The sequence below is a fragment of the Rhizobium sp. CB3060 genome, assembly GCF_025200735.1.
Taxonomy (GTDB): domain Bacteria; phylum Pseudomonadota; class Alphaproteobacteria; order Rhizobiales; family Rhizobiaceae; genus Rhizobium.
On the sequence record NZ_CP104159.1, the window covers coordinates 743,384 to 757,696 of the forward strand.

Annotated in this window: 12 protein-coding genes; 5 read left to right on the forward strand and 7 right to left on the reverse strand. The window is 58.7% G+C overall.

All coding sequences use genetic code 11. The features are described 5' to 3' along the window. Window positions 1-8: 8 nt before the first annotated feature. Window positions 9-1,019 carry a glycosyltransferase family 2 protein gene (locus tag N2601_RS22865; protein ID WP_260305033.1) on the reverse strand — a complete coding sequence of 337 codons (1,011 nt, stop codon included), beginning with the start codon at window positions 1,017-1,019 and terminating at the stop codon, window positions 9-11. An 87-nt stretch (window positions 1,020-1,106) separates the two neighbouring features. Further along, window positions 1,107-1,397 (reverse strand): exopolysaccharide production repressor protein, encoded by a 291-nt coding sequence (locus tag N2601_RS22870; RefSeq protein ID WP_260305034.1) that lies wholly within the window; start codon window positions 1,395-1,397, stop codon window positions 1,107-1,109. A 749-nt stretch (window positions 1,398-2,146) separates the two neighbouring features. Between N2601_RS22870 and N2601_RS22875 the strand changes: the two genes are divergently transcribed. The 4 genes from N2601_RS22875 to N2601_RS22890 all read left to right on the forward strand — a co-directional run bounded on the left by N2601_RS22875 (window position 2,147) and on the right by N2601_RS22890 (window position 6,483). Beyond that, entirely contained in the window at window positions 2,147-2,827 is a 681-nt protein-coding gene (locus tag N2601_RS22875; protein WP_260305035.1) for a sugar transferase, read from the forward strand. 81 nt (window positions 2,828-2,908) lie between these two features. Continuing rightward, on the forward strand, window positions 2,909-4,183 hold the full coding sequence (locus N2601_RS22880; RefSeq protein ID WP_445945031.1) for a polysaccharide biosynthesis/export family protein: 1,275 nt from the start codon (window positions 2,909-2,911) through the stop codon (window positions 4,181-4,183). Window positions 4,184-4,192: 9 nt separating this feature from the next. Continuing rightward, window positions 4,193-5,485 (forward strand): O-antigen ligase family protein, encoded by a 1,293-nt coding sequence (locus tag N2601_RS22885; RefSeq protein ID WP_260305036.1) that lies wholly within the window; start codon window positions 4,193-4,195, stop codon window positions 5,483-5,485. Beyond that, on the forward strand, window positions 5,482-6,483 hold the full coding sequence (locus N2601_RS22890) for an acyltransferase family protein (protein ID WP_260305037.1): 1,002 nt from the start codon (window positions 5,482-5,484) through the stop codon (window positions 6,481-6,483). Before N2601_RS22885 ends, N2601_RS22890 begins: the two co-directional genes overlap by 4 nt. Window positions 6,484-6,695: 212 nt before the next feature. Here N2601_RS22890 and N2601_RS22895 read toward each other — a convergent pair whose 3' ends face one another. The 5 genes from N2601_RS22895 to N2601_RS22915 form a co-directional block, all read right to left on the reverse strand. Further along, window positions 6,696-7,667, reverse strand: coding sequence for an ABC transporter permease (locus N2601_RS22895; protein ID WP_104826629.1), 972 nt, complete (start codon window positions 7,665-7,667; stop codon window positions 6,696-6,698). A 39-nt stretch (window positions 7,668-7,706) separates the two neighbouring features. After that, window positions 7,707-9,257, reverse strand: coding sequence for a sugar ABC transporter ATP-binding protein (locus N2601_RS22900; RefSeq protein WP_260305038.1), 1,551 nt, complete (start codon window positions 9,255-9,257; stop codon window positions 7,707-7,709). Between the two features lie 102 nt (window positions 9,258-9,359). Then, complete coding sequence (locus N2601_RS22905) at window positions 9,360-10,349, reverse strand: ABC transporter substrate-binding protein (protein ID WP_104826631.1); 990 nt, start codon at window positions 10,347-10,349, stop codon at window positions 9,360-9,362. 214 nt (window positions 10,350-10,563) lie between these two features. After that, complete coding sequence (locus N2601_RS22910) at window positions 10,564-11,583, reverse strand: aldo/keto reductase (RefSeq protein ID WP_260305039.1); 1,020 nt, start codon at window positions 11,581-11,583, stop codon at window positions 10,564-10,566. 33 nt (window positions 11,584-11,616) lie between these two features. Further along, entirely contained in the window at window positions 11,617-13,122 is a 1,506-nt protein-coding gene (locus N2601_RS22915) for a UxaA family hydrolase (protein WP_260305040.1), read from the reverse strand. A 252-nt stretch (window positions 13,123-13,374) separates the two neighbouring features. On the opposite strand from N2601_RS22915, the gene N2601_RS22920 reads away from it, so the two are divergent. Next, window positions 13,375-14,301 (forward strand): GntR family transcriptional regulator, encoded by a 927-nt coding sequence (locus N2601_RS22920; RefSeq protein WP_260305041.1) that lies wholly within the window; start codon window positions 13,375-13,377, stop codon window positions 14,299-14,301. Window positions 14,302-14,313 lie beyond the last annotated feature (12 nt).

Here is a 14,313-nt window from a genome sequence, read left to right on the forward strand (position 1 = left end):
GAGAAGCATTATTCAGGAGCGGCCTGCAGCAGATAGCGCAGGCCGTTCGTTCCCGAATGCGCGATCGGCACCCCGCCGCCCTTCCGGAAACGTTCCGTTTTGTCGGCAAGAATGCCGCCGGCAATGGCCGGAATGGCGGTGGGCTTGCCCAATGCGTAAGAGGCGGCCGCTGCCAGGCCCGATTGTCCCTTGATATCGAGAAAGCGCCGCAGCTCATAGCGGCTGCGAACATGCTGCTCATGGCGGCGGATGGCGGCTGCGTCGGCCGGGGAAAGCCCGCCGGCTGACAGGATCGCCCGATCGGCTTGGTAAAGCCGATGCAGATCCTCGGTGCGATGCTGGCCGCTCAGGGAGTTGCTGCGCACCACTGCGCCATAGCCGCAGCTATGGATGACCTTGTAGCGTGCAGCCTTTGCAAGCGCCCGTACATAGAGATCGTAGTCCTCACCGAGACGCAGGGCTTCGTTGTAGCGCAGGCCATGAGCATCCAAAAACGATCGGCGCATCAACGGCTTCAGGAAGCCGATCTCGCCGCGCCGGACGCCGCGCTTGGAAATGTTGCCTTCGACAAAGGCGACAAGATCGAGAAAACGCGGCTTCGGATCGAAATGATCGAGCATTGTAATCGCATCGGGAACCGTATCGGCATTGACGAAAGCGATGTTGTCAGCGACGAAATCCCAATCGTCGCTTGCGAGCAACGGCTTGAACCGCCCTGGAAAAAAGAAATCATCGGCATCGAGGATGCTGATCAGGGGAGCGCGCGAAACCTCGATCGCATGGTTGCGTGCTGCCGCTGGGCCGCGATTTTTCTCGAATTCATGGATGATCAGACGCCCGCTGCCGTCGTCAGCGAGGCCGGCGGAGGCGGCGGTGCCATCTATCGAGCCATCGTCGATAACAACGACTTCTGCCACTTCGGGCTCGCGAAGTGCAGAAGCGACGGCAAGGCCAATGGTGTCGCTGGCATTCTTCGCGGCAATAATTACACAGACATTGTTTTCGGCACTGTCAGTCACATCAGCCTCCATTATTCCGCGGGAGACTTAGGACGACATCAGCCATAGGCAAGCACGTCACCGTCAAAAGATGCGCTGGCGGCGACCTCAGGGGTTGAAGCGTTCGGAGCGATTGAGATTTGAAGCGTGTAGGCCGGTGACCTTTTCGTCATCACGCAACGATGTGGCAGCCGTGTTTTGACGCAGCAATGCCTGTCGCGCAGTCCGCTCCTTCCATACGAGGAAGAGGATGCCAATAAAGTAACCGATCTGCAGTAGCACGGCGCAAATTACCGTTTCGACCAACGTGGTCGAAAAAGAATGCGTCAGGAAGTAGGTCGCGATGGCAAATACCGCCAGGGCGCCGAGCATGCTGATGAAAACGCGTGGCGCATACATGGCGTTACCTCGCGCACACAGTCATCAGGAAAAGAGCGATCAAGGCCTTGCCTCCCTTAATAAGACCCACAAGCCAAATATATTTAATGAATCTTTTAGATTCAACTAAATGACTGCGGTCCGTTTACGATTTTGAACGAATACGACTTTAGCGCATCACCTGTTAAAACTACTCCTCCATAATACGTGCAATTGCAGCCCATATGTTTTCTCTTTCTCCATATTTCTTATTAAAGTTGTCCAGTTTGTAAATATATACAATTTTAATGACCTTAGTGATCGGACGCGGCCGAGCCAGAATTTAATCAATTCAATCAACTTTTATTACAAAGTTCGGCCGTCGCGACCGGCAATATGTGCGCCGCAATATGGTGTTGCAACGCAATATTTTCGGTGAAAAATCAAGATTGCGCATGAACGCTCAAGAGTGAGCAAAGCCTATTCCAACAAGACCGGATGAACAAATCCGCGCTATAGCCGTTAACATTCTCTCCCATCGCCATCCGTAACGTAAGATGCGCATTTTTTAGCCGTCTATACAATACATTCTTTAGTATAAATATTATATAAGGAATGTCTAAACTTAAGAAATCTAATGCATCGGGGGTAAAACCCGACCCCGATTCCGCGTTGCCACAAAAATTTGGCTTAAAAAATCATAATCGCCACCTACACTCCTCACTGCATAGCCCTAACTAGGCGACCGAGACATTTCCGACCAATTCGCCAACATGAATGGAGTCATCTCTATGAAGTCTGCGACGAGATCGGCCACATCGGCTTTTTTCAGCGCTCCGGAACGTGACGTCTTTCCGCCAACAGGTGGATTCTTGAAGAGGACGTTCGACGTCACCACTGCATTAACGGCGCTGATTTTCATCAGCCCCATCTTCCTTATGCTTATGCTCCTGGTAAAGCTTTCGGATCGGGGTCCCGTTTTTTACGGACATCGCCGCATCGGACACAACGGCAAGACCTTCCGTTGCCTGAAGTTCCGTACCATGGTCGTCGATGGCGACAAGGTTCTGAAGGCCTATCTGCAGGCCAATCCCAGAGCAATGGAAGAATGGCGTGCAACACGCAAACTGCAGGACGACCCCCGCGTCACCCTTGTCGGCGCGGTGCTTCGCAAACTCAGCCTCGACGAGCTGCCGCAGCTTATCAATATCATTCGCGGTGAAATGAGCGTCGTCGGCCCGCGTCCTGTCGTCGAAGACGAACTGGAGCTCTACGAACACGCAGCGATCTACTACCTCCAATCCCGCCCGGGCCTGACAGGCCTCTGGCAGGTGAGCGGTCGTAACGACGTGTCCTATGCCAGCCGTGTTGCCTTCGACACCCACTACGTCAAGAACTGGTCTCTGAGCAGCGACGTGGTCATCATCGCCAAAACCATTCCCGCGGTCTGCCTATCGCGTGGCAGCTACTGATGGCGAACGCAGATACCGCAGGGAAGCGCCTGCGGTTTTCCCGCAAGTGCGGGCTGCATCCAATAACAGGAAAGATCCTGCATGATTGAAATTCAGTCTCCTGGTAAGTCCGTTGGCACGGCTACACCTTTTCGTTGCACAGCTCTTATGCTTCTCAGCCTCTGCATGCTGTCGGGTAATGCCAGTGCCGATAATCTTCCCGGATATCACCTGGGAGTCATGGACAAGCTGCACATTCGTGTTGCCGAATGGCAGACGGCGGAGGGCTCGGTCCGCGATTGGTCGATGATATCGGGTGATTACACCGTCGGCCCCTCCGGCTCGGTTTCCATCCCCTTCATCGGTGATATGCCGGCCAGCGGCAAGACGACGGACGAAATCGCCGAAGCGATCGGCGTCGGGCTGCAAAAACAATTCGGCCTGCGCGATCGCCCCTCGGCTTCCGTAGAGCTTTCGCAGTTCCGGCCCATCTATCTCACCGGCGAGGTTCAGAATCCGGGCCAATATCCTTTCGTGCCCAACCTCACTGTCCTTAAGGCGGTCAGTCTTGGCGGCGGCCTGCACCGCGCTGATGCCGGCCAGCGCTTTGCCCGGGACTACATCAATGCCAAGGGCGATGCCGTCGTCCTCATGGCCGAGCGTGGACGCCTGTTGATCCGCAAGGCGCGTCTGCTGGCAGAAGTCGCCGGCAAAGATCAGATCGATGTTCCGCCGGAGCTGCAGAAATTACCACAATCGGCCGACCTGCTCGCCAGCGAAGAAGCTCTCATGAAAACACGCGGCGAGCGCATGAAGACGCAGTTGCAGGCGCTGGCTGATTTGAAGGTGCTGCTGCAAAGCGAAGTCGAGGCGCTGGGGAAGAAGACCGATACGCTAAGCCGCCAGCTTGACCTGGCCAAGGCGGACCGCGACAAGGTCGAAAGTCTGGCCGAAAGAGGGTTGGAACTTGCCTCCCGCAGGATTTCGGCCGAACAGCGCGCCTCCGACGTGGAGACCAACCTGCTGGATACCGACACGGCATCGCTGAATGCCAAGCAGAGCATCAGCAAGGCCGACCAGGATGAAAATACGCTGCGCAACGACTGGCAAAATTCGCTCGCGCAGGATTTGCAGGACACCGATACCCAATTGGAAACACTGCAACTCAAGCTCTCCACCAGCCAGGCATTGATGCAGGAAGCGGTCGCGCAATCGGCCGATGCCAGCAATCTCGATGCCAACGGGCATAGCGTCAATATCGTCTATGCCATCGTGCGGGATGATAACGGGCAGCCGAAGGAAATTCCGGCTGATGAGAACACCCAGGTCCTGCCTGGCGACCTCATCAAGGTTAGCGCCGGTCTTGCCATGCGTTAAGGAGGGTCGATGCAGATCGCGAAATCGACCTTTATTCGTCCAGGGAGCAACGCCACCTACGGTATGGTGGCGGTTGCGCTCTCTTTCTTCGTCTTCGCTTATTCCTCCCGCTTCGGGCAGGCCTCCATTCTTGCCTATTATGGCCTTTGGTTTCCGCTGGTCCTGATCGGCTATCGCAGCACGCTCGGCAACTATCAAAAGCAGCTCTGGCTCTTCGCCTTCGGCGTGTTTACCTGCCTGTCGATCTTCTGGTCTGCCGTGCCATCCATTACGGCACGCGCTGCGATCCAGTACATGACGCACATCATCTGCGCATTGATCGCCATGCGCACGCTGGATATTCGCACTCTCACACGCGGCGGGATTGCCGGCGTGGGCCTCGTGCTGCTCTATTCGATCCTCTTCGGCTATTACGCCTATGACCCGCTCGACGGCACCTACAGCTTCGTCGGCGCCTTCGACTCGAAGAACCAGCTCGGCTTCTACGCCTCGCTCGGCATTTATTTCGCCTTCGCCGCCGTCTTCATCCTCGGCGAGCGCCGCATCTGGCTGCTGGGCGGTGGCATTGCCGGCCTGCTGTCCGCCTATTGCCTGCTCGCCTCGCAATCGGCGACCTCGGTTTTGACCACAGGCTTGGTCGTCGTGCTCAGTATCGGCATGCGGGGCATCCTGTTCCTGTCGCCTCGGCAGCGGAAGAGGCTCTTTGTCGTTTTGGCCGTAACCGGTTTGGCGGTCGCTGTAGCCGGTGTCAATTTCGGTGGCGTTGACCTCGTCCTCGGTGCCTTCGGCAAGGACTCGACGCTGACGGGTCGCACCTATTTGTGGCAACAGGGCATCGAAGCAATCTGGCAGCATCCCTTCTTCGGCGTCGGCTACCAAGCCTATTGGGTACAGGGCTTTTCAGAGCCGGAGCGCTTGTGGGACGAATTCTACATCGCCTCTCGCGCTGGCTTCCATTTCCACAACACCTTCATCGAAACGACCGTAGAGACCGGCCTGATCGGCGTCTGCCTGCTCATCGCGATCCTGCTCACCGCCGTCATCGGCCATATCAAGCGGTTCCTGAGCGACATCAGAAATGATGAATCCTATGTTCTGCTCGGCGTTGCGACGCTGCTTCTGATCCGCGCCTTCGTCGAGATCGACATTCTCAATCCATACCATGTCGGCTCATTCCTGTTTTACTTCACCGCGGGCAAGCTGACGATGAAGACGCGGGCGCCGAAGGCCGCCCCGCTCATTCCCGACGATCGGATGGAGTTTACGCCATCGATGAATTGGGAGCCGCGGATCAGCAGATGAAGACCCTCTACGGCATTCAATATCTGCGCGGCTTTGCCGCTCTCGCCGTGGTCCTGTTCCACGCCGCAGAGCGCACCGGCAGCCATTTCCGCATTGGAGCGGCTGGCGTCGACGTCTTTTTCGTCATCAGCGGTTTCATCATGTGGACGATGAGCGAGCGCCGGCCGGTGACGCCATTGCGTTTCCTGCTCGATCGCTTGCAGCGCATCGCCCCGTCTTACTGGATCGTCACCAGCATCATGATCGCGGGTGGGCTTGCCGGCCTGTTTCCGAATATGAAGCTGACGGCCGGGCATGTCTTAGGCTCGCTGTTCTTCATCCCCGTGCGCTCGCCGAGCAATGGAGAGATCTGGCCGGTTCTCGTGCAGGGATGGACGTTGAATTTCGAGATGTTCTTCTACGTCATCTTCGCCGCGACCTTGCTGTTGCCGCGCCGTCTGCAGCTTGCCAGCATGGCCGCCATCTTCCTCGCCATCTTCCTCGCCGGCAACATTTTCAATCCGCAATCCTCCCTGTTTATCACCTATACGCAGCCAATCATCCTGGAGTTCGTCGCCGGTGCAGTCCTTGGGCGGCTGTGGCTAGCGGGGAGAACACCCGGCGCCGGCCTTGGCCTTGCCTTGGCGATCGCCGCCTTGTCGGGTTTTGCCGCCATCGAGCTTATCGGCCTCGACTTCAATGAAGTGACCTGCGCACCGCTCGCCGTGGCGCTCGTGCTTGGCGTGGTATCGCTAGAGAGAAGCGGTAAGCTGCCAAATATTCCGCTGCTCACCTATCTCGGCAACAGCTCCTATTCGATCTATCTCTGGCACACGCTGGCGATCTCGGTGGTCATCAAAATGGTTGCGTCCACGCAGATGCCCTACGACGTCGCGACGTTCCTCGGCGTCATCTCGGGTACCTTACTCGGCATCTGCGCCTACGAAGCGGTCGAAAAGCCGCTCCGCAACCTGTTGAGGAACTTGAGCTGGCAAAGGTCACGCCCATCGCCGGCGTGACATCATCAAGCCTTGGTTGCGATCTGATGCCGGATGTCATTCGCTGGCGGTGCAGATCCTTAGATGTCGCGGGGCCGAAGAGGCTGCAGCCCATCCGTTGCTCGCCCGGGTGAGGCCAGTCATTGTTCCTTCGGAACGGTCGGTCATACGATGCCATGCAAATCGGCGAGCCATTTCGGCCCGCCGACATCATCATTCGATTTCGATGGTCCCTAGAGACGCCGCCGCCGCAACTGATCGAAATAGACGATCACGATAATCAGCACGCCGGTGATGATGCGCTGCCAGAAGGAATTCAGGTTCAGCAGGTTGGCGCCGTTGTTGATGGTGGCGAGGATGAAGGCGCCGATCAGTGGGCCGTAGACGGAGCCGACGGCGCCGAAAAGGCTGGTGCCGCCGATGACCGAAGAGGCGATTGCCTGCAATTCCCAGCCATCCGCCTGCGTCGCATTGCCGATGGCGATGCGCGAGGCGAGCAGGACACCGACGAAAGCGGCGCAGGTGCCTGACAGAATATAGGCGAGGTAGATCATCCAGGTGACGTTGACGCCGGAGAGACGCGCGGCTTCGCGGTTCGAACCGACGGCGAAGAGATAGCGGCCCCAGCGGCTGAGATGCAGGAAGATGAAAGCCGGTATCGCCACGAGGATCACCATCCAGAACAGGCTCGGAATCCCCAAGAAATCCGCGACGGCGAAATTGGTGAAATCGTCGTTGACGATATTGATCGTCGAGCCGTTGGTGATGAGCAGGCCGATGCCGCGCAGGGACGTCAATGTCGCCAGCGTGATGATGAACGGCGGCAGGCCCATGCGCACGATGCCGAAGGCGTGGAATGCGCCGATCAGCACGCCGAAAGCCAGCGTAATGAGAATGGCGGCGGAAACCGGAAATCCGGCCTGCAGCAGCCAGGCGATGATAACGGTGCAGAAGCCGACAATGGCGCCGACGGATAGGTCGATGCCCGCCGTGATGATGACGAAGGTCTGGCCGAGGGCCAGGATCGCCGTCATCGAGCCCTGACGCATCAGGTTGGTGATGTTGAGCGGCGTCCAGAATTTGTCTGTCCAAAAGCCCAGGACGACCCAAAGAGCAAGTAGAAGAAGGATCAGCGTCAAGCTGAAGAGGATATTCATCTTGCGCCGCGGTGCGACGGTGGGGCCTTCTGTAGTATTTGCGGCCATTGTTGTTCTCCCTCTTTCTATCCTTATCTTATGTGTCGTTCAGACGCCGATTGCCTCGCCGAGGACTTCCTCATGCGTGGCAGCGTGAAAATCATGGCTGGCGACGAGCTGGCCGCGGCGGAAGACGTGGAGCTGGTCGGCGAGCTCGTAGACTTCCGGTAGGTAGGACGAGATGACGATGATGCCCGCGCCACCCCGCAAGAGCTTGGCGAACAACCGGTAGATCTCCGCCTTGGTGCCGACATCGACGCCCACGGTCGGCTCATCGAAAATGAAGAGCTTGGCGCCGTGGCTGAGCCACTTGCCAATGACGACCTTCTGCTGGTTGCCGCCGGACATGGCCGAAACGAGAACCCGCCGGCTCGGCGTCTTGATGCTGAGATCGCGTATCTGCCGATCGGCATTGGCCGCTTCGCTGCTATTGTTGATGATTGGCCCCTGGCTCAGTCGCTTAAACACCGGCAGGTTGATGTTGAGTCCGATCGGCAGGTTGAGGCAAAGCCCCTGATCGCGGCGGCTTTCCGGCGCGAGCGCAATGCCGAGGTCCATGGCATCCCGCTCGCTGCGAATATCGACCTTCCGGCCCTGCCAGTAGATCTCGCCCGCAGACAGTGGCTGACGGCCGTAAAGCCCAAGCGCGAATTCGCTGCGGCCGGCGCCGATCAAGCCATAGAGCCCGACGATCTCGCCGGCCCGGACGCTCAGGGAGACATTTTCAAAGCCGGGGCCGGAGAGACCGCGGGTTTCCAGGATGGTCTCGCCGATCGGAATCTCTTCCTTATGATAGATCTGCTCGATCGAGCGGTTGATCATCAGCTTGATCAATTCGTCCTCGTTGGTCTCGCCGACCGCGCGCGTGCCGACATGGGTGCCGTCACGCAGGACCGAGACACGGTCTGCCAATTCGAAGACCTCTTCCATGCGGTGGCTGATATAGACAATGGTGACGCCCTCGGCCTGCAGGCGGCGGATCAGCTTGAAGAGCTGCGCGGATTCTTTTCGGGTGAGGTAAGCCGTCGGCTCGTCGAAGATCAGGAATTGGGTACCGCGCATTGCGGCGCGGGCGGTGGCTACGAGCTGCTGCTGGCCGATGGTGAGCGAGCTTAGCAGCGCGGCTGCCGGCAGGCCAAAGCCAAGATCGTCAAGCACGGTCTGCGCCAGCTTCTCCATCTGCTTCTTGCGCATCAGCCCCAAGCGATTGACCTCGTCGCCGAGAAAAAGATTGGCCGCGACGGTCAGATGGGGGCAGAGCACCACCTCCTGATGCACGGCATTGATGCCGCGGGCGATCGCCTCGTTCGGATTGGAAAGTCCGACCGGATGACCGCACCAGAATATTTCACCCGCCGTCCTGGTGATGACACCGGTCAGGAGTTTGATAAGTGTCGACTTGCCGGCGCCGTTTTCACCGACGATGGCGTGGATTTCGCCCGCCAGAAAGGTGATCGTCGCGGGCTTCAGCGCCTCGACATAGCCATAGCGCTTCTGCAGCCCCCTGAGTTCGAGGATGGGCGAACCCGCCGGAACGCGGTTTGCTTCCGTCCGGATATTGTCATCGTGTCGATGACTGATCTCTTCGAGGTTCGTCATGGCTCTCCTCCCTTAACCGATCACTCGCTCCGTTCGTCTCCGCAAACGAAGCTGGAATGAAAACAGGCCGCGCCCGGCCTCCCAGGCGCGGCCCTCAGCTCGTTACTTGACCTTCGGATTGATCAGGGCGTCGATCTTTGGATCGCTCATATTCGCCTTGGTCACGAGGTTTGCGCCGGTGTCGACATTAGCCTCGACCTTTTCCTTCTTGGAGGCGGCGAGCGCCGTCTTGATACCGTCATAACCCATGCGATAGGGGTCCTGGACGACGAGGCCGGCGAGAACGCCGGACTTCAGGAAGCCGACCGTCTTGTCGTCATTGTCGAAGCCGATGACCTTGATCTTGTCGCCGAGCTTGTTTTCGGCAATCGCTTGGCCGACGCCCTGCGCCATGATCAGGTTCGAGGCGAAGACGCCGACAAGCTTCGGATTGGCCGTGATCAGGTCGGTCATGATGTTGAGGCCGGTCGTGGCCTGACCGTCGGCATATTTATCGGCGACGACCTTCAGGCCAGGATACTTGCTCTTGATCTCGTCCAGAAAGCCCTGGCGGCGCTGATCGAGTGAGCCGACACCCGGCAAGCTGGTGATGATGGCGACTTCGCCTTCTTCCTTGCCGGTCATACCCTTGATCGCTGCGGCAAGACCGTCAGCGGCGATGCGTCCGCCGGCCGTATTGTCGGTGGTCAGGAAGGATACGAAGGCTTTGGAATCGGCCGCCGAGTCGATACCGACCACTGGCACGGACTTCGCGGCCTCATCCACCGGCTTGCCGAGTGCTTTGCGTTCGGTTGGCGCGATCACGACGGCGGCCGGTTTGCCGGCAACGGCGTTTTCGAGAATGCTGATCTGACCGTTGATGTCGGATTCCGACTGGGCGCCGAGTTCCGGCACCTTGACGCCAAGATCCTTGCCCGCCTGGCGAGCGCCGGCAAGAACGATCTGCCAGTAGAAGGATGTCGTATCCTTGACGATGATCGGGATGGTCACATCGGCCGCAAAGGATTGCACCGGCATGGCGACGGCAATGATCGCCGCGCCGGCAAGACCGGCAAAAGTGCGGCGGGACAGAAGGGATTTGGCGATGTTCATTGATTTCTCCTCTCAACGCGCTCTGCTCCTGCACACCGGCCGTTGAACGCTTGCGGCTCGGTATCGTGAGCCCTGACGGGCTCACGCATCGCGGAGATGTTTGTTGCGCAATCCTCATATTTTTCGGGACCACGCGGTACCATCCACGCCAAAACAGGCTTTCCTCCTCCTCGGAGCCGCCTCTCGCGGCGGCCCGATAGCTCCTTATTCTTTTTCAAACCCGGACAGCTTCGTCTCCCAAGGGTGGCGCGACCAGGGTCAATCCTTCGAATTCCGCATAGAGGCTGGCCGGAAGCTCAGGCTCCACGAGCTGCATATTGCGGATGAGACTTTCCGGTTTCGCTGTGCCGATCAGCACCGAAGCCACGGACGGATGGCGAAGCGGAAACTGGATTGCCGGTGCGGCAAGCGGCAGGCCATGGCGCTGGGCGATATCTTCCATCGCCTTGACCTGGGCCAAAACGTCCGTTGTCGCCGGAAGATAATCGAAATGCGCGCCGGGCACGGGGCCGGTCGCAAGAATGCCGGAATTGAAGACGCCGCCAACCACAAGCGACGTGCCTTTCCTCTCGCAGAGCGGCAGCAGCTCAGCCACCGCCGAACGGTCGAGTAGGGTATAGCGGCCAGCGAGCAGGATACAGTCGATGTCCGCCTCACGCATGACGTCGAGGCAGATCGGTACCTCATTGACGCCGAGGCCATAAGCCTTGATCGCGCCCGAGGACTTCAGCTCCTCCAATGCCTTCAGCCCAGAGCCCAGGAGCTGGCCGAGGTGATGTTCATTCAGCGCCTTGCCGTGGGTGTAGCCGCCAATATCGTGGACGTAGAGAATGTCGATGCGGTTGAGGCCGAGGCGGGCATAGCTGAAGTCGACCGACCGCATGATACCGTCATAGGAATAATCGTAATCCGCATCGAAGGGCAGGGGGTCGACATAGCCATAGTTCGGCACCTTGTCGCTCGCAACCGGCCGCATCAGCCGTCCGACCTTGGTCGAAAGGACATAGCTGTCTTCCGGCTGGTCGCGCAGGAAATCGCCGACGCGGCGTTCACCGAGACCGAAGCCGTACCAAGGCGCAACATCGAAATAGCGGATACCGCTATCCCACGCCGCCTGCAGGGTGTTCATGGCCTGGTCACGTGGGCAGGTGCGGTAAAGACCGCCGAGCGCTGCGGCCCCGAAACTGAATTCGGTGACCTCAAGGCTTGTCCTGCCGATTCTTCTCCTCTTCATCACCTCTCCCTTGTGATGGCATGCATTACCTATTTAAAGCGTCGCTCCGAGGTGCCAGGGAACGAACTCGTTGTCGCCATAGCCGAAGGTTTCGCTTTTCGTCTTCTTGCCCGACGCAATCTCGATGATCAGTTCGAAGATCTCGCGGCCTTTGCCCGATATCGTCGCCTCGCCAGTGGCTATGGTACCGCAATCGATATCCATGTCCTCTTCCATAGATCGGTAAAGCGCCGAATTGCTCGACAGCTTGAACGAAGGCGCTGGGCGAGAGCCAAAACAACTGCCGCGACCTGTCGTGAAGGCGATCATATTCGCTCCGCCTGCCACCTGGCCGGTTGCCGAAACTGGATCATAACCGGGCGTGTCCATAAAGACGAGCCCGTGGTCCGTTACCCGTTCGGCGTAGCTGTAGACGGCGGTTAGCGGCGAGCGCCCGCCTTTGGCGACAGCGCCGAGCGACTTTTCCAGAATTGTCGTAAGCCCGCCGCGCTTGTTGCCGGGTGAGGGGTTGTTGTCGAGCGAGGCGCCGTGCATGGCGACATATTTTTCCCACCAGTCGATTTTCGCATCGAGTTTGGCGGCGACCGCGTCGCTGACCGCGCGGCTGCGCAGTAAATGCTCCGCACCGTAGATTTCCGAGGTCTCCGACAGGATTGCCGTGCCGCCCGCAGCCGCCAGCAAATCGGCCGCGGCACCCAGCGCCGGATTGGCGGTGATGCCAGAGAAACCATCGGAGCCGCCGCATTGCAGGCCGACGATGATCTCGCTGATCGAGATGGGCTCGCGGCGAGCCTGACCGACTTCCTCAGCGATCTCCTTCAGGACACCCATGGCAAGCGCCACGGCGCGGCGCGAGCCGCCGGCATCCTGAATGTTGAAATGCCGCTTGCTGGCGCCAGCGCCGCTCTGGCCATAAAGCGTGAGCTGGTTGACCTCGCAGCCGAGGCCGATCATCAGCACGCCGCCGAAATTCACATGACGGGTGTAGCCGGCAAGCGTGCGATGCAGCGTCTGCATGCCGTCGCCGGTCGAACTCATGCCACAACCCTGGTCGTGGACGATCGGCACGAAACCATCGATGCCGTCATAATGGGGCAGGAGTGTCCGGTTTGCCTCTTCTGAAATGGCGCGGCAAACCGTTGTGGAACAGTTCACGCTGGCAATGATGCCGATATAGTTGCGCGTTGCCGCCCGGCCGTCGGCACGGCGAAAGCCCATGAACGTCCGAGCCTTGTCGGCCTCAGTTGCTGCTTCCGGCGCCGCATTGGCGGTCGCCGCAAGGCGATCATTTTCGAAGTGCAGGTTATGGCTATGGACATGATCGCCAGCCTTGACCTCGGCCGTCGTGCGGCCAATTGCCTGGCCGTATTTCACGACGGGCATGCCGATGGCGATGTCTTGAATGGCGAACTTATGGCCGGGATCGATCTTGTCGCGTGTCAAAATCCCATTGGCGACCGTAGCGCCAGCCGCAATCGCCGCCGTCGCCACCGCAACATTGTCGCCTTCCGACAGAAGGATCCAAGGTTGGCTGTTCAATGTCCTCTCCCTGAACAATCTTGTTTTTCGGCATTGGCTTGGGGACCATTGCCGATTGATTTTGTTTTTTATCTACAATAAACATTTTGGTGTCAACGAGGAAATCGCTCACCAACCTGGGAGGAGGTCGGGCGCGACAGGAGAGGACACAATCGCGGCGCATCCGGCGGCATTCCCGAATTTGACTGCCACTCGAGCATGGGTCTGACATCGTCGTCGACGTGGGGCCGCCGACTATAAAAGAGGGGGAAAATGGCGAGACAAAACACGCTCTTCAAGGATGCGTATAATCGCTATGTCGCCGGACTGAAGCTGGACGCCGCCTTGCCGACCGAGCCTGAAATCGCTGCCGAGCTTGGTATTAGCCGCAGCACGGCGCGCGCCATTCTGCTGCGTCTAAGTGACGCTGGCATCATCCGCTGGAACAAGCGGCAAAAAACCGTGCTGCGTCAGCCGACCGAAGCCGATTTCTTTCCGGAAGAAGAGACCAATTCGCTGCACGACATCATCGAACGCAGCTTCATGCTGCGCATCCTCTCCGACGAAGCGCAGCCCGGAATGCAGATCAACGAATTGGAACTGGCGCGCGAAATCGGCACGGGAACGTCTGTCGTGCGCGAATTCCTCATCCGCTTCAGCCGCTTCGGTCTGATCGAAAAGCGGCCGAACAGTCATTGGATCTTGAAGGGGTTTACCAGCGAATTCGCTCTGGAGCTTGCCGAGGTGCGCGAAATGTTCGAGCTGCATTCGGCTGCCGAGTTCGGGCGCCTGCCGGCAGGGCATCCGGCCTGGGCCGCTCTGGCGGCCATCAAGCAGGAACACTATGACTTGCAAGAGGATTTCGAGGCGCGTTATCGCGATTTCTCGCAGCTCGACGAGCGCTTTCACCTTCTCATCCATCGCGCCTCGAACAACCGCTTCATCGCCGATTTCTACGACGCGATCGCCATCGTTTTTCACTATCACTATCAGTGGAACAAGGCCTTCGCCCGAGAGCGCAATGCGCGCGCCATCACCGAACATCTCGATTATATCGAGGCGTTGCAATCCCGCGATCCGGAGCGGATCGACAGGGCTTGCCGTACCCATCTTGCCTCGGCGCGACAGACGCTGCTGCAATCCATTCCGCAGAATGCAAGCGAGGCTGCAGGTTCAAGCGTTCCGAATATTCGAGGTTAAAAAGTATTTCGC